23 protein-coding genes and 1 pseudogene are annotated in these 20,805 nt (G+C 72.3%); 8 read left to right on the top strand and 16 right to left on the bottom strand.

The genetic code is table 11. The annotated features are described in order from the left end of the window. Positions 1-115 precede the first annotated feature (115 nt). Positions 116-1,168 (bottom strand): SDR family oxidoreductase, encoded by a 1,053-nt coding sequence (locus AC3CH1_RS02905; protein WP_488461399.1) that lies wholly within the window; start codon positions 1,166-1,168, stop codon positions 116-118. Between the two features lie 45 nt (positions 1,169-1,213). Beyond that, complete coding sequence (locus AC3CH1_RS02900) at positions 1,214-2,398, bottom strand: alcohol dehydrogenase catalytic domain-containing protein (protein WP_488461398.1); 1,185 nt, start codon at positions 2,396-2,398, stop codon at positions 1,214-1,216. Between the two features lie 125 nt (positions 2,399-2,523). Here AC3CH1_RS02900 and AC3CH1_RS02895 point away from each other — a divergent pair, with 125 nt between their 5' ends. After that, positions 2,524-3,060 (top strand): cysteine hydrolase family protein, encoded by a 537-nt coding sequence (locus AC3CH1_RS02895; protein ID WP_488461397.1) that lies wholly within the window; start codon positions 2,524-2,526, stop codon positions 3,058-3,060. A gap of 68 nt (positions 3,061-3,128) precedes the next feature. On the opposite strand, the gene AC3CH1_RS02890 is transcribed toward AC3CH1_RS02895, so the two are convergent. From AC3CH1_RS02890 to AC3CH1_RS02870, 5 genes are all read right to left on the bottom strand, one after another. Beyond that, complete coding sequence (locus AC3CH1_RS02890; protein WP_488461396.1) at positions 3,129-3,530, bottom strand: VOC family protein; 402 nt, start codon at positions 3,528-3,530, stop codon at positions 3,129-3,131. Between the two features lie 88 nt (positions 3,531-3,618). Beyond that, entirely contained in the window at positions 3,619-4,593 is a 975-nt protein-coding gene (locus AC3CH1_RS02885; protein ID WP_488461395.1) for a TIGR03557 family F420-dependent LLM class oxidoreductase, read from the bottom strand. Between the two features lie 180 nt (positions 4,594-4,773). Further along, a complete protein-coding gene (locus AC3CH1_RS02880) occupies positions 4,774-5,442 on the bottom strand; it encodes an HAD family hydrolase (protein WP_488461394.1) in 669 nt (222 codons plus the stop codon). A gap of 22 nt (positions 5,443-5,464) precedes the next feature. Next, positions 5,465-5,938: a DUF5709 domain-containing protein gene (locus tag AC3CH1_RS02875; RefSeq protein WP_488461393.1), complete on the bottom strand. Its 474-nt coding sequence runs from the start codon at positions 5,936-5,938 to the stop codon at positions 5,465-5,467. Between the two features lie 50 nt (positions 5,939-5,988). After that, complete coding sequence (locus tag AC3CH1_RS02870; RefSeq protein WP_488461392.1) at positions 5,989-6,315, bottom strand: plasmid stabilization protein; 327 nt, start codon at positions 6,313-6,315, stop codon at positions 5,989-5,991. A 28-nt stretch (positions 6,316-6,343) separates the two neighbouring features. Here AC3CH1_RS02870 and AC3CH1_RS02865 point away from each other — a divergent pair, with 28 nt between their 5' ends. The 3 genes from AC3CH1_RS02865 (at position 6,344) to AC3CH1_RS02855 (ending at position 7,605) form a co-directional block, all read left to right on the top strand. Then, on the top strand, positions 6,344-6,619 hold the full coding sequence (locus AC3CH1_RS02865) for a hypothetical protein (RefSeq protein WP_488461391.1): 276 nt from the start codon (positions 6,344-6,346) through the stop codon (positions 6,617-6,619). Positions 6,620-6,763: 144 nt separating this feature from the next. Continuing rightward, positions 6,764-7,189, top strand: coding sequence for an aspartate 1-decarboxylase (gene panD / locus AC3CH1_RS02860; protein ID WP_488461390.1), 426 nt, complete (start codon positions 6,764-6,766; stop codon positions 7,187-7,189). A gap of 62 nt (positions 7,190-7,251) precedes the next feature. Then, entirely contained in the window at positions 7,252-7,605 is a 354-nt protein-coding gene (locus tag AC3CH1_RS02855; RefSeq protein WP_488461389.1) for a GNAT family N-acetyltransferase, read from the top strand. Between the two features lie 81 nt (positions 7,606-7,686). Here the strand turns inward: AC3CH1_RS02855 and AC3CH1_RS02850 are convergent, their stop codons facing one another. From AC3CH1_RS02850 to AC3CH1_RS02830, 5 genes are all read right to left on the bottom strand, one after another. Continuing rightward, positions 7,687-8,457, bottom strand: coding sequence for a PIG-L family deacetylase (locus tag AC3CH1_RS02850; RefSeq protein ID WP_488461388.1), 771 nt, complete (start codon positions 8,455-8,457; stop codon positions 7,687-7,689). Between the two features lie 518 nt (positions 8,458-8,975). Continuing rightward, entirely contained in the window at positions 8,976-10,358 is a 1,383-nt protein-coding gene (locus tag AC3CH1_RS02845; protein ID WP_488461387.1) for a type III PLP-dependent enzyme domain-containing protein, read from the bottom strand. Positions 10,359-10,449: 91 nt separating this feature from the next. Then, positions 10,450-11,247 (bottom strand): family 1 encapsulin nanocompartment shell protein, encoded by a 798-nt coding sequence (locus AC3CH1_RS02840; protein ID WP_488461386.1) that lies wholly within the window; start codon positions 11,245-11,247, stop codon positions 10,450-10,452. Further along, entirely contained in the window at positions 11,247-12,320 is a 1,074-nt protein-coding gene (locus tag AC3CH1_RS02835; protein ID WP_488461385.1) for a Dyp-type peroxidase, read from the bottom strand. Before AC3CH1_RS02835 ends, AC3CH1_RS02840 begins: the two co-directional genes overlap by 1 nt. A gap of 322 nt (positions 12,321-12,642) precedes the next feature. Next, the gene (locus tag AC3CH1_RS02830; protein ID WP_488461384.1) at positions 12,643-13,173 is read right to left on the bottom strand and encodes a DUF5709 domain-containing protein; all 531 of its coding nucleotides are present in this window, start codon (positions 13,171-13,173) and stop codon (positions 12,643-12,645) included. 282 nt (positions 13,174-13,455) lie between these two features. Here AC3CH1_RS02830 and AC3CH1_RS02825 point away from each other — a divergent pair, with 282 nt between their 5' ends. From AC3CH1_RS02825 to AC3CH1_RS02815, 3 genes are all read left to right on the top strand, one after another. Further along, on the top strand, positions 13,456-13,599 hold the full coding sequence (locus AC3CH1_RS02825; RefSeq protein ID WP_488461383.1) for a hypothetical protein: 144 nt from the start codon (positions 13,456-13,458) through the stop codon (positions 13,597-13,599). A 280-nt stretch (positions 13,600-13,879) separates the two neighbouring features. Then, positions 13,880-15,355, top strand: coding sequence for a UDP-N-acetylmuramoyl-L-alanyl-D-glutamate--2,6-diaminopimelate ligase (locus AC3CH1_RS02820; protein WP_488461382.1), 1,476 nt, complete (start codon positions 13,880-13,882; stop codon positions 15,353-15,355). Positions 15,356-15,494: 139 nt separating this feature from the next. Further along, entirely contained in the window at positions 15,495-17,051 is a 1,557-nt protein-coding gene (locus tag AC3CH1_RS02815) for a carboxylesterase/lipase family protein (protein WP_488461381.1), read from the top strand. 125 nt (positions 17,052-17,176) lie between these two features. Here the strand turns inward: AC3CH1_RS02815 and AC3CH1_RS02810 are convergent. Together AC3CH1_RS02810 and AC3CH1_RS02805 are read right to left on the bottom strand one after the other, a co-directional pair. Further along, a pseudogene (locus AC3CH1_RS02810) lies at positions 17,177-17,422 on the bottom strand (hypothetical protein); the annotation flags it as partial. 38 nt (positions 17,423-17,460) lie between these two features. After that, positions 17,461-17,823: a hypothetical protein gene (locus AC3CH1_RS02805; RefSeq protein WP_488461380.1), complete on the bottom strand. Its 363-nt coding sequence runs from the start codon at positions 17,821-17,823 to the stop codon at positions 17,461-17,463. A 96-nt stretch (positions 17,824-17,919) separates the two neighbouring features. Between AC3CH1_RS02805 and sigJ the strand changes: the two genes are divergently transcribed. Then, on the top strand, positions 17,920-18,819 hold the full coding sequence (gene sigJ / locus AC3CH1_RS02800; RefSeq protein ID WP_488461379.1) for an RNA polymerase sigma factor SigJ: 900 nt from the start codon (positions 17,920-17,922) through the stop codon (positions 18,817-18,819). 9 nt (positions 18,820-18,828) lie between these two features. On the opposite strand, the gene AC3CH1_RS02795 is transcribed toward sigJ, so the two are convergent. Both AC3CH1_RS02795 and AC3CH1_RS02790 read right to left on the bottom strand, forming a co-directional pair. Then, positions 18,829-19,404: a GNAT family N-acetyltransferase gene (locus tag AC3CH1_RS02795; protein ID WP_488461378.1), complete on the bottom strand. Its 576-nt coding sequence runs from the start codon at positions 19,402-19,404 to the stop codon at positions 18,829-18,831. A 133-nt stretch (positions 19,405-19,537) separates the two neighbouring features. After that, the gene (locus AC3CH1_RS02790; RefSeq protein ID WP_488461377.1) at positions 19,538-20,578 is read right to left on the bottom strand and encodes an SCO7460 family lipoprotein; all 1,041 of its coding nucleotides are present in this window, start codon (positions 20,576-20,578) and stop codon (positions 19,538-19,540) included. Between the last annotated feature and the right edge of the window lie 227 nt (positions 20,579-20,805).

Raw genomic sequence — 20,805 nt, 5'->3', positions numbered from 1 at the left:
TGGTCCTTCCTACGTCGTCGGTCGTCGTAGATGCCCAGTACATCGGAGGCTCCCGGAGCTTGCGGACCGTGCGGGCCTTCCCACTGGAGTTCCGCCGACGGCACGGGCGGGTGGCTCAGCCGATCTTCCGGCCCGCCAGCGGTGCGGTGTTCTCGCCCGCGCCGGTGCGTACGCCGCGCAGAAAAGCGCTCAGCGCGTCTTCCGCCGTACGGGTGGGCCGCCAGCCCAGTACGTCGCGGGCCCGGCCGGAGTCCAGTACGGGCAGACGCAGCACCGCGTCGAACAGGTGCGGGGAGGCCGGTACGGCATGGGCCCGCCAGGCGGCCGAGAGCGCGGTCCGCACCAGCGCCCTGGGGATCCGCACGATCCGGGCGTCGAGCAGGCCCGCCAGCGTGCGGGCGTCGATGACCGGGTCCGCCGCGAGGTTGAAGGGGCCCCGTACATCGTGGAGCACGGCCAGCCGGTAGGCGTCGGCGGCGTCGTCGGTGTGGAGGACCTGGAAACGCAGCCCGTCCAGGTCGGGTACGAAGGGGAGCAGATCGGGCCGCAGCAGGGGGCCGGGGGCGTAGCGGCCGGCGAAGATCCGCCGCTGCTCGGGGGCGGCGGTCTCCTTGAAGAGGAAACCGGGCCGCATCCGGACCACCCGGATCTGCGGGTGGCGCAGCTCGAAGGTGTCGAGGACACGTTCCAGGTAGGCCTTCTCCCGGCAGTAGGCGGCGTCCGGCCAGCCGTGCGTGGGCCACTCCTCGTCGACGCCGGGTTCGTCCTTGGGCCCCGGGGAGTAGGCGCCGACGGACGAGGCGTGCACCAGGGCGGGGACCCCGCCGCGTGCCACGGCCTCGAAGACTCGCCGGGAGCCCAGCACGTTGCTCTGCCACGTCACCACAGGGTCGTGGGTGGGCTGGAAGCGCCACGCCAGGTGGACGACGGCGTAGGCACCTTGCAGCAGACCCGCGAGCCGGTCCTCGCTGTCGGCCCGGGACAGATCGACGGTGTCCCACTCCACCTTCGGGATCTCGAGGGATGGCTTTCTGCGGGCCAGCCCGAGGACGGACCCGATCTCCGGTTCCGCGGCGAGCGCGCGGACCACGCTGGTTCCCACATTGCCGGTGGCGCCCGTGACCACCACGCGCTTGCCGGGATGCCGGCTGTTGTTCTCGTTCTCCATGCCCGGGTCTCCTTCCTGCCAGTGGCCCCGGTTCCCGTCGCCGGATCAGGGGATGAGCAGGGTCTTGATCATGCCGTCGGCCTTCTCCCGGAACGTGTCGTACGCCTGGGGTCCCTCTTCGAGCGGGAGGTGGTGGGTGGCGAAGGAGTCCACGCCCAGCGGGTCGTCGTCGGTGAGCAGGGGCACCAGGTCGTCGACCCAGCGCTTGACGTTGGCCTGGCCCATGCGGAGCTGGATCTGCTTGTCGAACATGGTGAGCATCGGCATCGGGTCGGCGGAGCCGCCGTACACCCCGGAGACGGAGATCGTGCCGCCCCGGCGCACCAGGTCGATCGCCATGTGCAGTGCGGCGAGGCGGTCGATGCCCGCCGTCTCCATCATGCGCTGCGCGAGGGTGTCGGGGAGCAGCCCGACCGCTGTGTGCGCCGCCTTGGCCACGGGGGAGCCGTGGGCCTCCATGCCGACCGCGTCGATCACGGCGTCCGTGCCGCGCCCGTCCGTGAGGTCGCGGACGGCGTCACCGAGGTTCTTGCCGTAGCGGCGCAGGTCGAGGCAGGTGGCGCCGTACCTGCTGGCCCGGTCGAGCCGTTCGGGGACCAGGTCCACCCCGATGACGAGATCGGCGCCCCGGTGGCGGGCGATCCGGGCGGCCATGGCGCCGATCGGGCCGAGGCCGAGGACGGTGACGCTGCCGCCGGGCGGGATGTCCGCGTACTCCACTGCCTGCCAGGCGGTCGGCAGGACGTCCGACAGGTAGACGAACCGGTCGTCCGACGGGCCGTGCGGGACCTTGATGGGCAGGTCGTTGCCGAAGGGCACCCGCAGGTACTCGGCCTGGCCCCCGGGCACCTGCCCGTAGAGCTTGGTGTAGCCGAACAGGGCGGCGCCCATGCCGCGCTCGCGCACCTGCGTCGTCTCGCACTGCGAGTGCAGCCCCTGACCGCACATGTAGCAGTGCCCGCAGGACACGTTGAAGGGGATCACGACCCGGTCCCCCGGAGCGACGCCGGTCACCTCGCGGCCGACCTCCTCCACCAGCCCCATCGGTTCGTGGCCGAGGATGTCGCCCGGGTCGAGGTAGGGCCCCAGTACCTCGCCCAGGTGGAGGTCGGATCCGCAGATCCCGGTCGACGTGATCTTGACGATGACGTCCGTCGGGTCCTGGATCCGCGGGTCCGGGACCGTCTCCACCCGGACCTCCCGCTTTCCCTGATAGGTCAATGCGCGCACGGGTCCGCTCCTTCCGTCGCCGGTATTCAGTGGGCGAGTGTGCCGGGTTCCCACCCTGCCAACCGTGAAACGCCCAGGCAGGTCGTGGGCCGGAACACGAGTGCTCCCTTTGCGATGATGCATGGATGAGGAACAACGCGCTCATCGTGGTCGACATGATCAACACGTACGATCATCCCGATGCCGACCTGCTCGTTCCATCCGTCCGCAGCGCACTGCCCCACATCGCGCGGCTCATCGCGCGCGCCCGATCGGAGCACGTGCCGGTCATTTATGTGAACGACAATTTCGGAGAATGGCGGTCCCACCATGGAGAGATCGTCGAGAAGACTCTCGCGGGAAAGAACGCGGAGCTGATCGAACCCATCCTGCCGGACGATGAATCCCTCTTCGTCGTCAAGGCCCGGCACTCGATCTTCTACGAGACGCCGCTCAGCTATCTGCTCTCCCAACTGGGCGCCGACCACCTCGTGCTGTGCGGGCAGGTCACCGAACAGTGCGTCCTGTATTCAGCCCTGGACGCCCACATCCGGCAGCTGCACGTCACCGTCCCGCGGGACGCCGTGGCACACATCCACAGCGACCTCGCCGACGCGGCTCTGCGCATGATGGAACGCAACATGGGAGCCAGGATCATCCCCACGGACGACGTCACCTTCTGACATCGGTACTCGAAGGCGCCGCGGTATCGTCCCGCCCGCGGCGGGCCGGCCCTCCCGAACCGCGGAGTTCAATCGTGATCGAGGTAGTGGGCGTGTCCCTGGTCATCGAGGCCCACGGAGCCGGGGCCCTCGGGGATGACGCAGAACTCGTTGCCCTCGGGGTCGGCCATCACCAGGAAACCACCGTCGGCGTCCTCCTCCAGGCGTCGTCCTCCGAGCGCCTCGACCCGCCGCTGCTCGGCTGCCGGATCGGGGGAGGAGATGTCGAAGTGCATGCGGTTCTTCCCGGGCTGGGGCTCACCGGCCTGTTGGAAGCCCAGGCCCAGCCCGTTCTCCCGCCGCAGCCAGACGTAGGGGCCGGTACGGTCCACGATCGGACGGCTGAGCAGCTCGGACCAGAACGCGGCGAGCCGCTCGGGGCTGTCAGCGTCGATGACGAGGGCGTTGATCCACAGAGGTGCTGCTGTCATGCGTCGCTCCTTTGTCACCGGGCGGCCTCGTGCCATGCCCGCGGTCGCAGCCTCGGACGACGACCCGCCCGGGGCCCGGCTTTCAGGTTCACGCGCTGTTCGGCTCCAGCTGTCGGATGCGCGCGTCGAGCTCACGCTGGTAGAAGTCGATGAAGCCGTCGGGGTCGGGGCCCGCGTTCTGCATGACCAGCCTGTCGAAACCCGCGTCGACATAGCTCTGGGCGACCTCGACGTAACGTCCGGGATCCGCTCCGCAGGCGAACTTCTGCAGAATGTCCTCCTCGCGCACGGTGGTGGTCGCGGCATCGAAGTTGACCGGATTGGGCAGCTCGCTCATCACCTTCCACCCGGTCAGCGCCCACCGCGACGTCTCCAGGGCGGCGCGCGCGGCGTTGTGCGCGTCGGGCGCCCAGGCCATCGGAACCTCGCCGTAGCACGGGCCGGTTCCGCCGGCGTCACGGTAGTGCTGGACGATGCTCGGCTTGTCCTCCGTGGCGAACAGGCCGTCGCCCAGCTCGGCGGCGATGCGCGTCGACAGGTGACCGCTGGCGGCCACGGCGATCAGAGGCAGTTCGTCGGGGAGGTCGAAGACCCGGGCGTCCCGCAGCCGCAGGTGCTTTCCCTCGTAGGACCGGTACCCCCCGCTCCAGAGCAGCCGGATGATCTCCAGGGCTTCCGTGAGCATCTCGTGCCGGGGCTGGACCGCGTCGGGGAATCCGGGACCGACGACGTGTTCGTTCAGCCGCTCCCCCGAGCCGACACCGAGGACGAAGCGGCCTTCCGAGAGCAGGGCGAGTGTCGCGGCAGCCTGAGCGATGATGGCGGGGTGGTAGCGCACGGTGGGGCACGTGACCCCGGTCGCCAGACCGATCCGCGACGTCTTGGCCGCGATGCTTCCCAACACCGTCCAGGCGAACGGCGAGTGTCCCTGGTTGTCGAGCCAGGGGTGGTAATGGTCGCTGATCTCGACGAAGTCGAATCCCGCCTCCTCGGCGAGCACGGCCTGCCTCACCAGCTCCGCCGGGCCGAACGCCTCCGCCGCCAGCTTGTATCCCACCTGCATGTGATCCTCGTTCCGCACGTGTCATGGCTGTCTCTTCCGCACAGGGGTACCCCTCGATCTCCGTACATAACGGTCGAGGGTGTGGACAGGGCGGGACGAGGCCGGGGTCTGGCCCGTCAGGGCCTAGGCCGTCCTGTCCAGCCCGCACGGCTACGCGACGGGAGGTTCGCGGTCCGCGCGTCAGTCGGGGCCCGGCCCGAACGGGCTGTCGTCGAGGCGGTCGAGCAGATCGGCGACATCCTGGTAGACCGCTTCCGCTCCGGCCCGCTCCAGGTCCGCGCGAGGGGTACCGCCCGACAGGAGAGCCACCGCGGTCACCCCGGCCCGGGCCGCCGCCTCCATGTCCCACACCGTGTCGCCCACGAACACCGCCTGCCCCGCACCGACTCCGGCCAGTCGGCACGCCAGCTCCACGGGCTCCGGGGAGGGCTTTCCCCGGTCGACGTCGTCCGAACTCGCCGTGGCCCGGACCGCCTCGTCCGCATCCACCGCCCGCCGCAGAGCCGCGAGCTCCGTCCCGCTCGCCGAAGTGGCGAGGACAACCTGCCAACCGCGGTCTGCCAGGGTGCGTAGCAGGTCGCCCGCGCGCCGAAAGGCGGGGAGACGGTCGAAGTACGTCGCGTAGAGCACCGTGTGCGCGGAGCTGATGGCCGCGTCCTGCTCCGCGTCACGGTCGGGCCCCAGCAGCCGCTCGATCAGATCACCGGAGCCGAGGCCGACCGCCCGGTGGATCTCCGGCATCGGCACGGTGTGCCCGGCCTGCCGAAAGGCCTCCCACCAGGCCACCACATGGAGGTGATTGGTATCGGTGAGCGTGCCGTCCACATCGAAGATCGCCGCGCCAGTCATGGTCTCCCACTTTCACCGGCCGTCAGGCCTCGCGCCCCTGGATGTCCGCCTCGTCCGTGACATGGACGGCCGCTTCCTCCGCCGACGCCGCGCCACCGTCGACGCCCACGTCCTCGGCGAAGACGTCGTTCTCCCGCCCGGCCGCGTCGTCCGCCGCGCTGAGCCGGCCTGCCCGGGGCTCGCGCTCGGTCCCCTCCAGGGGTTCGCCCTCACCCTCGGCGAGGTCGCCGATGCCGTCGCCGTCGGGCGGTTCCACGTCGTCGGTCTCCTGGGCGAGCCGCTGGTCCAGGGATTCACCGTGGCGCACCTCGGCCCCGGTCGTGCCGAACTTGTTCACGGCCAAGGGGCGTTCGGGCGGGGAGTAACCCTCTTCCATCCGATCGTCCAGGTCTCGTTCGTCGAGCGTGTTCTCCAGGTCGAGCTCGTCGTTCGGCGGATCGCCGCCGTCGTCGTCCTGGGGCTGGTACACGTCGTCGCCGCGTGCGTCTGCGGGCATGTCCTGTTCCCTCCGTCGGGTGGCGGCCGGCCCCGGACCGCCGATGGGTGTCAGCGTCCGAGGGCCTTGCGGAGCTGCTCCTTGTTCATGGAGGAGCGCCCGTCGATGTTCTTCTTCTTGGCCTCCGCGTAGAGCTGGTCCTTCGTGGGCCCCTGCGCCCCCTTGTGGGAACGTTCGCCGCCGCGTTCGTAGGCGGACTTCCTGTCCTGCGTCGACGTCTTGCTCGCCGTCTTCGACTCGCCCGACCGGGCGCGCTCCTTGTTGACGGTCCGGGCCGCGATCTCCTTCGCGCGGCTCTGCGACGCGCCCTGCTCCTCCTGGCTCTCCTTGATGTGCTCGTACTGCCGCTCACGCTTCTTGTTGGATCCAGCCGGCATGGCGTACTCCTCCATTTCCGTCCCGGGTGTGTCGGGACATCGCGTTTCCGGTACGGATCCCACTAAACAACGCCCGCCGCGACAGCGCCCCCGCAGGCAGGACCACGAGTGGCACCCCCGAAGCCGGCGGGGAAACCAGCTCGGCGAGCAGCTCGCGCTGCTCATCGACGGCGCCGCGGCCCGCACCCGGGTCCTCGACGCCGACGCCTTCCCCACCGCCGCGGCCATCGCCGCCGTCCTCATCGGCAACGCTCTCCCCGCCACTGCGGGCCACGACCGCCGACGGGAGGAATCGTCGAGCTGACCTGGCGCCTTGTCGGCGAAGGCCTCCGACCGTCCCGAGAGCGGCCGTACCTCTTGGTCGGCATCGCCTCTCGTTGTAGGGTGAGGAAACAGCCCTTGACCTGCACATACGCAGGCAGGGAGCAGGCAAACCGGGAGTTTCTCCATGCTGCGCACCATGTTCAAGTCCAAGATCCACCGGGCCACCGTCACCCAGGCCGATCTGCACTACGTCGGTTCCGTGACGATCGACGCCGCCCTGATGGAGGCCGCCGACCTGCTCCCCGGGGAGCTGGTCCATATCGTTGACATCGACAACGGCGCCCGCCTGGAGACGTACGTCATCGAGGGCGAGCGCGGCTCCGGTGTTATCGGGATCAACGGCGCGGCCGCACACCTCGTGCACCCCGGTGACCTGGTCATCCTGATCAGCTACGCACAGATCGACGATGCCGAGGCCCGTGCCCTCGTGCCGCGGGTCGTGCACGTGGACGCGGAGAACCGGATCGTGGCGCTCGGAGCCGACGCCTCGGCTCCGGTTCCCGGGACCCGTACGGAGCGGAGCCCGCAGGCCGTCGTCGCGGGCGGTTGAGGTCGCCGTCCGTGTTTCCGGGGCGAGCGACGTCCAGGGTCACGAACGAGAAAGCGGGAGTCATGGCCGAGAAGGCAGCTGTGGAGATCAGGGACGACCGGGAGCACGGCAGCCTCGTGGCGTACGAGGACGGCAAGCCGGCCGGGACCATCGCGTACTTCGTCATGGACCCGGCTCCCGGCGCGCTGGTGGCCGTACACACCGTCGTCCGGCCCGAGCACGAGGGCAAGGGCGTCGCGGGGGCGCTGGTCCGGGAGTTCTTCACCATGGCCGCCCGCGAGGGCGTTCCCGTCGTTCCGCTCTGCCCGTACGCGGCGAAGTGGGCACAGCGTCACCCCGACGAGGCGCCCGAAGCCCCGGCCGAGCTCGTCCAGGAGGCGGAGCGGCAGCTCAGGAACCACCCCGAGCTGTTCTGAGAGCTGATACCCGGGACCGGTACGGGTGTGGCGGGGGCGTTCGGAGCGGTCCTCCGGTCGCTGTTCCCCGCACGCTTCCCGTCACGCCGTAAGCGCCGTGGCCGATCCGTTCCGGGGTGCGAGGTCCCGGCGGATGTACCACTCGGTCCCCAGCACCTCGCGCTGAACAGCCGCAGGAAGCGAGGCGATCCGGCCGGGCGCCGCTCCGCGGTCCACCTCGCTGCGGTGCGCGAGGATCGCGGCCAGTTTCCGCGGGAGCCAGGGTCCGACGTCGACGGTCGTGGTGATCCACGCGTCCTCCGAGCAGTACAGGGCGTCGGCCGGGGTTCCCGGCCGGGCCCGCCGCCCGCCCACCGGGACAGCGGCCGAGCGGGGGTGCGTGGCGAGGTAGAGGGCGCTCGGCTGCCAGGGCTCACCGGACCCCGGACAGAAGCGGGGGAGACCGGCGGCCCGGACCGCCGGCGCGGTGATCCGATGGGCGTGCACATGGTCCGGATGGCCGGTCATGCCTCCGTAGGCGTCCACCGTGATGACGATCTCCGGCCGGACGTCACGGATGTGGCCGACGACGGCTTCCACGGCCTCGTCCAGCGGCGCGTCGAGGAACCGGGGCCGGCCAGGGGCCGACCCCGGCATGCGGGCGTCCGCGTAGCCGAGCAGCCGTGGGGGACCCGCGCCCAGGGCGTCGAGGGCCTCGGCGAGCTCGGCGGCCCGGTGCGTGCCCTCCGCCCAGGTCGCCGTGACCACCGCGGTCCGGGCACCGTCGGCCGCGTGCTGAGCGAGGACGCCTCCGCAGAACAGGGACTCGTCGTCCGGATGGGCGTGGACGGCGAGAACGCTCGGCAGGGGCATGAGGGACACCTTTCGCATCGACGGCGCCGGTCGCGGATCCGGACGGAGCCGGCCAGGTCCAGGCAGCTCGCCGGAGTCCTGCCCACTCCGGACGGTCCCGCACACACCGGCTCGCGGGCCGCGGTCGCCAGGCGCAGGTGTGGACTCGGCAGGCGCGGGCAGCCGCTCCGGGAGACGGTGGAGGAAAGCTCCATCTGTCCATTTCGTGCCGTTGTGGAGGATCGCGATGACCCACCCGTACCCCGACCCCGTACCGCCTTCGCCGACCCCTCCGCCCGTACCGGGCCCGCCCACTCCGGTACCCGGCCCGCCGCCCGTGCCGCCGGGCCCGGGGCCCGGACCCGCGCCGGACCCGATCCCGCAGCCGCCCGCGCCCGGGCCGGACCCCGTGCCGGATCCGGAGCCCGAGCCGCAGCCCGCCGGAACGTGACCGGCGGCCGGCCGGCCGTCCGCGTCTTGGCCGGTCGGCCTGCCGGCCTCGGCCGTACCGGCCCCGCCCGTTCCCTCGCCCCGCCCGTTCAGTCGGCCCGTTCGATCAGCGCGTCCGCGTGCGCGAGACCGCTCTCCGCCGCGATGTCGTCCAGCGACTGCGCGTCCCGCACCGTCACGAACGACACCTGCCCGTCGTGGCCCGAACCGTCCATCAGCCCCGCCCCCGCCCGGAAGCCGTACACCGCGGGGCGGGGCAGGCTGTTGTACGCCCACGGGGTGGAGAAGTAGTACGCCCCCGTGTCGTACAGCACGACGACATCGTCCTCGGCCAGCTCCGGCAGCTCCCGGCCGTACGCCACCACGTCCCCCGCGAAGCAGCACGGCCCCGCGATGTCCTGCGCCAGCGGCGGGCCGCTCTTGGGCGTGCCGTCCGGGCCGAACGCCCCGATCCGCAACGGCCAGGCGTCGGGCATGAGGACGGTACGGGTGGCGGTCTGCGCTCCCGCGTGGGTGAGCGCGATCCGGCGGCCCCCGGCATCCTTCGTGTACTCCACCCGGGCCCCGATGAACCCGTTCTTCGCCAGCAGCGAGCGGCCGAACTCCGTGACCAGGGAGTAGCGGCCGGAGAAGAGGCCGGGGGCTGCCGCCGTCAGCGCCGCCACGTAGTCCGCGTAGCGGGGGCGTACGGTCTCGTCGGCGAAATTGACCGGAAGGCCGCCGCCGATGTCCAGGCTGGTGACCTGTCGGACGCCCAGCGTCGCGTTGATCTCCTCGGCCAGCTCGTACGTCCGTGCCACCCCGTCCGCGATCAGCTCCAACGGACAGCCCTGGGAGCCCACGTGGGCGTGCAGCCGGGTCAGCCACGGCCGCCCCCGGAAGGCCCCCACGATGGCCTCGCGGGCCCCCGGGTCGCGCAGAGCGACCCCGAACTTCGAGGTGTCGGTCGCCGTGCTCATCGGCCCGATGGAGCCACCGCCCACCTGAGGGTTGACCCGGAGTCCGATGACCGAGGCGGTGCCCGGGTTGCGAAGCGCGTCGATGCGGCGCAGTTCGTCGAGGCTGTCGGCGTTGACGGCGACGCCGAGGGCGAGCGCCAGCCGGATCTCCTCGCGGGTCTTGGCGGGGGAGTCCAGGACCACACAGGACGCGGCGAAGCCGGCCTCCATGGCCAGCCGCAGTTCACCGGGGCTCGCCACCTCGCATCCCATGCCGCAGTCGGCGAGCAGCCGCAGCACCGGGACGAGGGAGCAGGCCTTGGCCGCGAAGGTGTGCATCACCTCGGGCGTGGCGGCGAAGGCGTCGTGCAGGTCGACGACGGAGGCGCGCACGCCGTCCGTGTCGATGAATCCGGCGACCGGGCTGCCCTCGCCCAGCAGCCCCTGTCCCACGGCCGCCCGCACTACGGTGTCGAAGCGGGCGGCCGGCGGTGTCGTGCCGCCCTCGTGGTGCGCGGAAGTCGTCTGCGTCATGCGGCCAGGGTCCCTGATGGCTGCCCCCAGGTCTTCGGCGGAACAGGGGCGCTCGGTCGCCCGGACACGCGCCGGTGAGCGCCCCCGGGGATCAGGCGATCAGGCCGACCACGGCCTCCGGTGTCAGCATCCGGAAGGTGAAGGCCTGCTGGAAGTAGAGGTGGATGCTCGTGGCGTCGTGGTCCGCGTAGCCGATCGACAGGTCCTGGCCGAGGCAGAGCTCGAAGTCCCCGCCCCGGGTGGACAGGAGCACCCCGCCCTTGACCGCGGGCGCCCACAGGATCTCGTCGTCCACCAGGCGGCTCAGGTGTGTCTTGACCGGATACCCGTGGTCCGAGGTCTCGGCGGCCTCGGTGAACGCGTCCGCACCGAGCAGCAGCCGGTACGGTCCGTCCACACCGGCCAGCCGCAGCCGCGTCACGGCCTGGCTGACCGCCACCGGATAGTCCCGCGCGTCCGCGGGCAGCGGGAGGGGAGCGTGGGAGGAGCCGTCCCGCAGGCCGGTGATCCCGGCAGCCCCGTACCCGTCGATGATCGCCATGTCCTCGGCGAACGCGCAGGTGCGTGCCGCGTCCTTGACGGGCTGCCAGTCGCTGTCGGCGGAGCCGCGCTCCACGTCGTCCACGGCCTGTCGGGCCACCGTGAACGGCACCCGCCACTCGATGACCGGCATTGACGTCCGGGCCCGGGCCGCCACGTCCGGGGTGGGCGGATCGATGTCGTTCAGATGGCCGTCGCCGACCGCGGCCAGTGTCGGACCCGCCGGATCGGACACGTCGACGACGCGGCGGCCGGCGACGTGGCGGCGGAAGGTGCGCCGGGCCTCCTCCTCGATCTCGTCCCAGGCGGACGGGGTGACCGGCGCGAGTTCGCGATGCAGATTGTTCATCACTGGGCGCTTTCTTGCAGGCTGCCGATGCGCAGCGAACCGTGGTCCGCCCCGGCCGCGAGAGGCCCCTGCCGGACCGGTGCGGGCGCCGGTTCGGGCCGGTCCCCGGCGCGCGTCAGGACGGGCGGGGGCGGCGGAGCGTCGAGGAAGTCGGCGCGGGGGGCGAAGAACAGGGAACCGGTGACCGCGGTGGAGAAGTCGAGGATGCGGTCGTGCGTGCCGGGCGGATCGCCGAGGAACATGTTGCGGAGCATCCGCTCGGTCACGTCGGGATCGGCGGCGTAACCGATGAAGTACGTACCGAACTCGCCCTTCCCGAAGCTTCCGAACGGCATGTTCGCCCGCAGGATGTCCCGTTCGGTGCCGTCCGGGTCGGTGATCGTGTTGAGCGTGAGGTGGGAGTCGGCGGGTTTCTCGTCGTCGGGGAACTCCACGTCGTCCACCTTGGTGCGGCCGATGACGCGTTCCTGTTCCTCCACGGAGAGCGCGTTCCAGGACGTCAGGTCGTGCAGGTATTTCTGTACGACGACGTAGCTGCCGCCCTCGAACTGCGGGTCGTCCTCCGCCCCGACGAGCGCCGCCGAACGGGCGTCGTCGCCCACCGGATTCTCCGTGCCGTCCACGAAGCCGAGCAGATCCCGGTGGTCCAGGTAGCGGAAGCCGTGCGTCTCGTCCACGATCCGCAGCGCCCCGCCGAGTTTGTCGAGCAGTTGGGCCGCCCACGCGTAGCAGACGTCCATCCGCTCGGCGCGGATGTGCAGCAGTACGTCGCCGGGGGTCGCCGGGGCATGGTGGAGAGGGCCTCGCAGCTCCGGGAACGGGTGGAGGCGAGCCGGGCGCGGCCCGGCGAACAGCCGGTCCCAGGCGCTGGAGCCGAAGCCCGCGACACAGGCGAGACCGGCGTCCGGGTAACGGAAGCCGAGCGACCGGGCGGCGGCCGCGAGATCCGGCAGCACGTCCAGCACCGCGCTCTCGCCGCCCGGCTCGATCGTGCCGACCAGGAACAGCGCCGCGCTGGTCAACGGCGCCACGACGGGCTGGACGGAGACGGGGTCGGGGACGGCGTCGGGCATACGCGCACTCCACTACGACGGTGTACGGACGGCGGTGGATCGCCGGTGGTGAACGGTCGGCGGTCGCGGACCACGGTGAACAGGGCTCGCAGCCACTAACCCACGTCCCGTCCCCGCCCGCACGCCGGGAGCGCCCGGCCGGGCGAGCACGCCCGGGCACGGACCGGGGGAAGACGTTCGCCGGCCCCGGAAGTGATTCCTGGGACCGGCGGCACCTGCCGTGCGCGAGCAGCCGGTGGAGCGGGGGCCGCCCTGTTTCGGTCAGGAGACTACGGGCCCGGGGACAGTCGCGTTCAGGGGCGGGCGCTCGCCAACGGCCTGTTCACGGCGAGGGCGAAGCGGCCCCGCCACCGGTGGAGGGGCTGGTTCCGGGCGCAGGACCGGCCTCCAGGAGGGCGTCGTCCCCCGGCTCGGGGATCACATGCATCGCGGCCTCCTCGGCCGACGCCGCCGCCCCGTCGATGCCCACGTCGCTGGCGGTGAGGGCGGCCGGGACGCTTCCGTCCGCCTGCTGGGTCAGCCGCCCCGCGCGGGCGACGCCGACCTCGTCGTCGAAGGGCTCGCCTTCGCCGCCCACCAGATCGCCCACGCCGTCGCCGGCGAAACCGTCCGGCTCGGGCACTTCCCTGGTCAGCCGCGCTTCGAGGGACTCGCCGGTGTGCCGCTCGTTGGCCGTGGTGCCGAGCCCGTCGACGACCCAGGGGCGGTCCGGCGGAGCGTAGCCCTCGTCCAGCGGGTCGCCGGTCCCGGACGGATCCATGAGCGTGTCCCCGGCGTCGAGCTGTTCGTCGGGGTCGGAAGCCTCGGGTTCCTGGGGCTGGTAGACGTCGTCCCCCCAGTCGGTGTCGCTCATGGCGCGTCCTTTCCTCCGGGAGTACCGCATACCACTGTCCCCTGTACGCAATTCCACTCCGGTCCCGCTCCGGCCGCAAAGGGAAGATCGGGTCCCGGCGCCGCGGACGCGCCTCGCGGACCGGCCCGTACGCAGGTCGTGGCCCGTTCGCCGCGCATCCGGGGGTCGAGCCGCGCCAGGGGCCGCGCCAGGGGCCGCACCCGGGGCCGTCCCCGGCCGTCCCCGGCCCCGGAGCGCCCGGCGGCGGACCGGGACCCTTCCCACCGCACGTACACTCGGCCCATGGGACGCAGCGCCGAACCGAGGACCCGCCCGCACCGGGCCGCCTCCGCGCTGCCCCCGGCCGCCACCCGCGCGGCTGTGCTCCCGGTGCCCGCGGACGCGGCGCCCGGAACGGGCCGTACCGCACTGCACGGCCACGGCTAGCGGCCCACGCCGCGGTTCCCGACAGCAGCGTCCGGCGCGCCCGGCCCCCGGCGTAAGAGCCCCGGCCCGCCGCCTCCTCACCCACACCAACACACCACCGCACCAGCACACCACCACTCCGGCCCGCTGAGCGCCGGACCTCACCGTCGCCTCCGGCGCTCGCCGGACGCGAGAGTCACGAGCGGCTCCACAGCACCACGCGGCCCACGGCGCACCCGCCCGTACCGCTTCCCGGCGACGGCCGCACCAGCCGGACGGCGCCGCACTCGAAGGGATCATCGTGAAGCTGAGCGACCTCATGGCCGGGCAGGACCACCACGTGCTGCGGGGAACCCCCGCCCGCACCGACGTCACCGCCGGAGCGACGTTCGACGTGGACCGGGTCACCCCCGGCTCCGTCTACGCCGCGGTGCCCGGCCACACCGCCGGCGGCCCGGAAGCCGTCGCCCCGGCGGTCGCCCGCGGAGCTGTCGCCGTACTCGTCGACGAACAGGCGCCGCCGCTGCCCGCGGCACTGGGCGATGTGTGCGCCGTACGCGTCCCCGATGTGCGCAGGGCCGCGGCGGTCCTCGCCTCGCGCTACTTCGGCGAGCCGGGCCGGGCGATGGACCTGATCGCCATCACCGGCACCAACGGCAAGACCTCCGTCTCGTACATGACCGAGTCGGTGCTGCGGATCGCCGAGGGGGCCCGGGTCGGGGTGATCGGCACCGCGGGCAGCCGCATCGGGGACGAGCCCATCCCGATGCCCCCCTCCGTGCTCACCACCCCGGAATCGCCCGATCTGCAGCATCTGCTGGGGCACATGCGCGACCGCGCCACCGGGAGCGTCGTCCTGGAGGCCACCTCGATGGGGCTGCTGACGCACCGCCTCGACCGTACGTTCATCGATGTCGGCGTCTTCACCAACCTGACCCAGGACCACCTCGACGACCACGGCACCATGGAGAACTACCGGGACGCCAAGCTCCGCCTCTTCCAGGGGCTGTGCCGGCGCGCCGTGGTCAACGCCGACGACCCGGTGGGCGCCGGGATTCGGAAGCTGATGCCCGATGCCGTGACCACGTACGCGCTGGACGGCGACGCGGACTACCGCGCGAGCGATCTCACCGTGGACGCCTCGGGCACCCGGTTCACGCTGCACCACGACGGCCGCAAGTACCCGGCGGCGATCCCCTCGCCCGGCCGGTTCTCGGTCTCCAACGCGCTGGCCACCGTGGCGGCCTGCCACCTCCTCGGCCACGGTCTGACCGGGCTGGTCGACGCGCTGGAGCGGATGCCGCAGATCCCCGGCCGCTTCGAACGCCTCCACACCTCCAGTGGCACCTCGGTGATCGTGGACTACGCCCACTCGCCGGACTCCCTCAGCAAGGTCCTCACCACGATCCGGGGCTTCGCCCGGGCCCGCGTGATCACCGTCTTCGGCTGCGGCGGCGACCGCGACACCACCAAGCGCGCCGAGATGGGCGCCATCGCGGGCGACCACTCCGACCTGTGCTTCCTCACCTCCGACAATCCCCGCTACGAGGACCCCGAGGCCATCCTCGACGAGATCGCCCCCGGCATCGCGGCGACCGGAACGCCGTTCGAGCGGATCACCGACCGCCGCCTGGCCATCGCCGCGGCGCTCGCGGAGGCGGGGCCGGCCGACATCGTGCTCATCGCGGGCAAGGGCAGCGAACCGCACCAGAGCATCCGGGGCGAACTGCTGCCGTTCAGCGACATGGCCACCGTGCGCGAACTGATCGCCGGATAGGCGGACAGGGGACTACGCAGGCCGGCGGGAGACCGGGGACCGGGCCAGGATCAATCCGGTGGTGGTGGCGCCGGAGGTCCGGCATGCCGGCCCGGCCGCGCCGAGCGTCGGACGAGGCAGCGACGGGGGAGTGGGAGCCGTGGACGTCTTCACGACGAGGTCCGGGAGGGTACGGGGGCGACGCGCCGCCCGGGACCACGCCATCGTCGCCGTACTCGGACTCCCTTACGCGGCACCGCCGTTCGGCGCCCGCCGGTTCCGGAAGCCGCAGCCGACGGAACCCTGGGACGGCGTGCGGGAGTGCACCGCCTTCGGGCCGGTGGCCCCCCAGTCGGCCGAACTTCCGGGCGCGCCGGGCTGGTCGCCCGGTGACGAGGACATCCTCACGCTCAACATCTGGACGCCCGCCGACGGGCCGGGCGACCTGCCCGTGCTGGTCTGGATCCACGGCGGCGCGTACGTCTTCGGGTCCTCGGCCCAGCCCGACTTCGACGGCACCGCGCTGGCGGGCCTGGGGCTCGTCGTCGTCACCCTCAACAGCCGCCTCGGCTTCGAGGGGTTCGGCCACGTGCCGGAACCTCCGGATGTCGTCAGCGGCATGCCCGGGCCCGACGCCGACGGCGGTGCCACGAACCTCCCCGGCAACCGTGGCCTCCTCGACCAGATCGCCGCCCTGGAATGGGTCAGGGACAACATCTCCGCGTTCGGCGGCTCGCCCGACCGGGTCACCCTGGCCGGACAGTCGTCGGGCGCCACCTCCGTGGCCTGCCTGACGGTGGCCGACCGGGCGCGCGGCCTCTTCCGCCGCGCGGTCCTGCACAGCGCCGTCAACGCCTTCGCCACGGTGGAGCAGGCGGCCCGCACCACCGCCGAGGTCGCTGCGGCGGCCGGGGTGCCCGCCACGCGTGCCGGGCTGCTCGCCGCCCCGCCCGAGGCACTCGTGGCCGCGACGGACCGGGTCTGCGAGCGGTACGCACAGGACCCCGGCTCGGGGCGGCGCCACTACGACCCGGCGATCTTCGGCCCGGTCGCCGACGGCGTCCTCCTGACCGCCGACCCGCTGGAGGCACTGGCGGCCGGAGCGGGCGGCGCGGTGGAGCTGCTGGTCTGCCACACCACGGAGGAGTACTGGCTCCTGGACGCGGTCGGCAGCAGCGCGAAGGTCACATCGAAGGAGCGACTGGCGGTCTTCGCAGCCGACTTCGGGCTTCCGGCGTCGCTCGTCGAGGGCCACCGGGAGCTTCTGCCGGACGCGCCGGTTCTCGACGTCTACCTGGCCCTCTGCTCCGGCCTCCTGTTCGCCGAGTACAGCACCCGCCTCGCCGAGGCCCACGCGCTGGCGGGCGGCCGGGCCTTCCTCGCCCGCTTCGACCGCCGTCGGGACCGTGCGGGGCGGCGGGTGCGCGCCTGGCACTGCGCGGACGTTCCGTTCGCCTTCGGCAACCTCCACGAGGAGAGCGTCCACTTCCTCGTCGGCGGCCCGCCCGGCCCGGCCGACGAGGAACTCTCCCGGCGCATGACCCGTGCCTGGGCCGGGTTCGCCGCCCACGGAGACCCGGGCTGGGCGCCCCTCGACGGGCCCGCCGACAGCGGGGCTACGGTTCGGGTCTGGCGTACGGCGGCGGAAGGGCCCGGGGCGGAGCACGGGTTCCGCGACCTGTGGCGTACGGCCGGACTGCCGTTGCTGGAGCCCTGAGGCTCCCTGCCCCCCAGCGATCCGGCCCCCTTTGCCCTCAACCGGCCGGGGAGCCTGACGCCCGGGCCCGCGTGCGACTGCCGTCCGGGCAGTGGCGGGTCCCGCCGCCGCGGATCCTGGCGGGCCTAACCCGTGCACGGGGTCGGGACGGACCCCGTCCACCCCAGCCCGCCCGCGCGGGCCGGCCAGCGGCCCGCGTGCCGGGACACCTCGATGGGGCGGCCGAAGCAGGCGGTCATGCGCTCCTGTGTGAGGACGTCCTCGACCGCCCTCGCCGCGAGGACGCGCCCCTCACGCAGGAGCAGGGCGCGACCGATCTTCGGCGACAGCTCCTGCCGGTGGTGCGTGGCCGTCACCGTCGACGACTCCGGTCCTGGCCACCCCTACTCGTGACCCGTCGCGGTGGACCTCAGCGCCGGGCCAGGGCGAGCAGGCTCAGCCCGAACATCAGCACTCCCAGGGGGAGATGGACCGACGGGAGGTGCGCGATACCGACCGCGACCTGGACCGAGGCCAGGACCAGGAAGCCGGACGCGTACAGGATCGGCCGGGGCGGGCCGCCGCCCGGCTTCCAGGCCAGCACCGCCGCGAGTACGTACAGCATCGACGCCCCGTGCATCACGCGCGCACCGACGCTGTGCAGCGTCTCCCCGTAGGACGAGGTCATCAGCAGTCCGGAGGTGACCGCTTGAAGGAAGATCGTCAGAGTCTGCAGCGCGATCGCGATCCGCAGGAACGAGAACGCGTGCCGTGCCGGAATCCAAGTGGCCATGCCGCGCCCCTTTTTCCGCCCGTGGGCAGTCGATCGATAAGGTCTCACCAACCCGACGACACGGGCCGGCGAAAGGTAAGGCGAGGGGGCCGGAGCATGGGGGCGGCGAGGCCGGAGGTGGAGGGGCCGGCCGGTGAGCGCGGCCGACTGATCAATGTGGCCTACCGGTTGCTCGGATCGCTCGCCGAGTCCGAGGACGCCGTGCAGGAGGCCTTCGCGCGCTGGTACGCGCTGCCGCCGAGCCGGCGGGACGAGATCGTGTCACCCGGCGCCTGGCTGACCACCGTGACCGGCCGCATCTGTCTGGACGTGCTCGGCTCGGCGCGGGTCCGGCGCGAACGCTACGTCGGCGCGTGGCTGCCCGATCCCCTGCCCGACCCCGTCGAGCGCGGCGGCGGCCGGGGCTCCGACCTCGCGGACCGGATGGTCCTGGACGAGTCGGTGACCATGGCCTTCCTCGTGGTCCTGGAGACGATGACCCCCGCCGAGCGCGTCTCGTTCGTCCTGCACGATGTCTTCCGCTACCCCTTCGCGGAGATCGTCGACGTGCTCGGCCGGACCCCCGTCGCCTGCAAGCAGCTCGCGTCCTCCGCCCGGCGGCGGGTGTCCGACGCCCGGACTCCGGTGGCGGCGGACGCGCGGCCCGATGTGGTGCGGCGGGTCAAGGAGGCCTGGGAGAACAAGGACATCGCGGCCCTCGTCGATCTCCTCGACCCGTCCGCCGTGATGACCGCCGACGGCGGCGGTCTGGTCGGTGCCGCACTGCGCCCGATCGAAGGAGACGCGCGCATCGCCTCGTACATGGTCGCCATCGCCGACCGGGCCCCGGGGCTGGAACTCCTGGAGCGGTCGGTGAACGGTGCGCCGGGCCTGGTGGCCCTGCGGGGCGGCGTCGTCCTGACCGTGGCCTCGTTCGACGTGACCGACGGCCGCGTCGCCCGGATCTGGGTGGTCCGCAACCCGGAGAAGCTGCGGCCGTGGGTGCCGCGGGGGTGACGATCGCCGCTACCCGCGCAGGTCGAGCCGCATCAGGACGCGGGGATGGCCGGCCAGCACCGAGGTGGTGTCGGCGGCGTGGGTGAACCCGGCGCGCTCGAAGTTCTTCCGGATCCCGGGGTACGCCATCGTCACATCGACCTTGGCGTCACCGCTGTCGAGCGGGTACGCCTCGACCGCCGGCGCACCGTGGGCGCGGGCGAACTCGGCCGCACCGGCGATCAGCTCGTGCGAGATCCCCTTGCCGCGGTGACCGGGGCGAACCCGGATGCACCAGAGGGACCAGACCGGCAGGTCGTCGACGTGCGGGATCTTTCGGCTGCGGGCGAAGGAGGTGTCCGAGCGCGGCGCCACGGCGGCCCAGCCCACCGGCTCGTCACCGTCGTAGGCGAGCACCCCCGGCGGAGGCTCCGCACGGCACAGCCCGGCGGCGTACTCACCCCGCGCGGGACCGCGAAGCTCGGTGTCGAGCTTGGACGGAATGCGGTAACTCAGGCACCAACAGACGTTGGCCTGCGGTGACTTCGGGCCGACCAGGGTGCGAACATCTTCGAACACCGAGGCCGGGCGAACGGCGATGGTCATGGCGCCACCATCCCACGACACCTCCGGCGACGCCCGCGGGAAACCGTCCTCGCCCGCGCCGGGAGCGAACAGCGGGGGTTCCGGGGCGGCCCGTCCTCAGTACGGCGCGCCGGAGTCCCGGGGAGCCCCGTCCTCAGTACGGCGGCAGCCGCAGCATCCCGGTGCCCTCGCGTACGTCGTGCACGAGCCGGATCCTCCCCACCGGAGTGCCGTGCTCGTCCGTGGTCACCAGGGCCGCGTCGTCGCTGTTGACGCACTGCCCGCGCGCGTCCGGCTCGGGGCAGAACAGTACGTAGCCGGTCTGCCGGTCGACGCGGCCCGGCTCCAGTCGCCAGATCCACTGGTAGGTGCTCATGACCACCCGGGGGTAGGCGGCGCGCAGGCGCTCCTTCACCGCGTTCTGCACCGTGTCGCCGAACTCCTGGCGTTCCCGGAACGGGCGGACGACCCGGGCGCGGCCCGTGGTGTCCACCCGGCCGGCCACGATCTCGTAACTCGCCGAGAAATAGGTTTGCTCGGTGAGCGAGGCCAGGAGGTCCTGCCGGGTCAGCCGCATCACGGTGGGCCACGACGCCTCGCCCCGGTGACGCCGTTCGGCGACGGACGGGGAGACCACGTTCACGTACGCCCCCTGGGCCCTCGTCAACGTGCCGGCGGCCCCGCTCGCCGTGACCCAGCGTTGGACGCACTCCCCGATCTCGCCCAGCACCTTCGCGACGGTGGCGTTCGTCAGCTCGGCCACGACGTAGGGCGGGGCGCCGGTCGGGCCCAGGGCGACGACCTCATAACCGCAAGCGTCGAAGGCGCCCTTGAGCATACGGAACTCCTCGGCCTGCTGCCGCCCGCGCTTCACGGCTTCGGTCAGGGCCCCCGCGCAGTCCTCGCGGTCGCACGTGCCCTCGTCCGCGCTGTCCGTGTCGATGCGGAGCCGGACCACGGCGTCGCGGTCGTCGGCCACCGCGAACGTGACCTCCGAGCCGCCGGAGCCCGGGAAGAGCGTGCGTGCTCCGATCGCCTCCAGCTGCCCCGGGAAGTGCTTCTCGGCCAGTTCCTCCGCCGCCCGGCGGTCGTCATCGGTGTCGACCACTCCGCACGCGCCCACCAGCACGACCAGCGAACCCGCCAGCGTGCCGGTCAGCGCGGCTCGCCACCCTCTGCGGCGTGATCCGGTCATGATCAGCTCCTCCATCTGGCCCCGTCCCCTGTTCCGGTGACAGTAGGACGCGTGCCTGCGGGCCGGATGAGTACGCCTACTCACCCCGGTGTGCGGCGTTCGCGCTCACCTCTTCCGACCCATCGTCTCCATTGGCATGGACCTGACTATCGAACTCCGCTACAGTCCGGGACGGCGCATCTGAGAGCGCTCTCAAACGGCACGATCGACACACGCTCCCGGACGCC

Source organism: Streptomyces sp. MGP-P1 (assembly GCF_057766565.1).
This window is presented reverse-complemented; position numbering and strand designations above follow the sequence as displayed.

Bases quoted from the DNA above. Each gene is read 5' to 3' on its own strand.
- AC3CH1_RS02790 (WP_488461377.1), bottom strand. From the start codon at position 20,578: ATGACCGGATCACGCCGCAGAGGGTGGCGAGCCGCGCTGACCGGCACG.
- AC3CH1_RS02875 (WP_488461393.1), bottom strand. From the start codon at position 5,938: ATGCCCGCAGACGCACGCGGCGACGACGTGTACCAGCCCCAGGACGAC.
- AC3CH1_RS02795 (WP_488461378.1), bottom strand. From the start codon at position 19,404: ATGACCATCGCCGTTCGCCCGGCCTCGGTGTTCGAAGATGTTCGCACC.
- panD (WP_488461390.1), top strand. From the start codon at position 6,764: ATGCTGCGCACCATGTTCAAGTCCAAGATCCACCGGGCCACCGTCACC.
- AC3CH1_RS02870 (WP_488461392.1), bottom strand. From the start codon at position 6,315: ATGCCGGCTGGATCCAACAAGAAGCGTGAGCGGCAGTACGAGCACATC.
- AC3CH1_RS02825 (WP_488461383.1), top strand. From the start codon at position 13,456: ATGGGACGCAGCGCCGAACCGAGGACCCGCCCGCACCGGGCCGCCTCC.
- AC3CH1_RS02880 (WP_488461394.1), bottom strand. From the start codon at position 5,442: ATGACTGGCGCGGCGATCTTCGATGTGGACGGCACGCTCACCGATACC.
- AC3CH1_RS02805 (WP_488461380.1), bottom strand. From the start codon at position 17,823: ATGGCCACTTGGATTCCGGCACGGCACGCGTTCTCGTTCCTGCGGATC.
- sigJ (WP_488461379.1), top strand. From the start codon at position 17,920: ATGGGGGCGGCGAGGCCGGAGGTGGAGGGGCCGGCCGGTGAGCGCGGC.
- AC3CH1_RS02905 (WP_488461399.1), bottom strand. From the start codon at position 1,168: ATGGAGAACGAGAACAACAGCCGGCATCCCGGCAAGCGCGTGGTGGTC.
- AC3CH1_RS02840 (WP_488461386.1), bottom strand. From the start codon at position 11,247: ATGAACAATCTGCATCGCGAACTCGCGCCGGTCACCCCGTCCGCCTGG.
- AC3CH1_RS02855 (WP_488461389.1), top strand. From the start codon at position 7,252: ATGGCCGAGAAGGCAGCTGTGGAGATCAGGGACGACCGGGAGCACGGC.
- AC3CH1_RS02845 (WP_488461387.1), bottom strand. From the start codon at position 10,358: ATGACGCAGACGACTTCCGCGCACCACGAGGGCGGCACGACACCGCCG.
- AC3CH1_RS02890 (WP_488461396.1), bottom strand. From the start codon at position 3,530: ATGACAGCAGCACCTCTGTGGATCAACGCCCTCGTCATCGACGCTGAC.
- AC3CH1_RS02850 (WP_488461388.1), bottom strand. From the start codon at position 8,457: ATGCCCCTGCCGAGCGTTCTCGCCGTCCACGCCCATCCGGACGACGAG.
- AC3CH1_RS02885 (WP_488461395.1), bottom strand. From the start codon at position 4,593: ATGCAGGTGGGATACAAGCTGGCGGCGGAGGCGTTCGGCCCGGCGGAG.
- AC3CH1_RS02835 (WP_488461385.1), bottom strand. From the start codon at position 12,320: ATGCCCGACGCCGTCCCCGACCCCGTCTCCGTCCAGCCCGTCGTGGCG.
- AC3CH1_RS02895 (WP_488461397.1), top strand. From the start codon at position 2,524: ATGAGGAACAACGCGCTCATCGTGGTCGACATGATCAACACGTACGAT.
- AC3CH1_RS02830 (WP_488461384.1), bottom strand. From the start codon at position 13,173: ATGAGCGACACCGACTGGGGGGACGACGTCTACCAGCCCCAGGAACCC.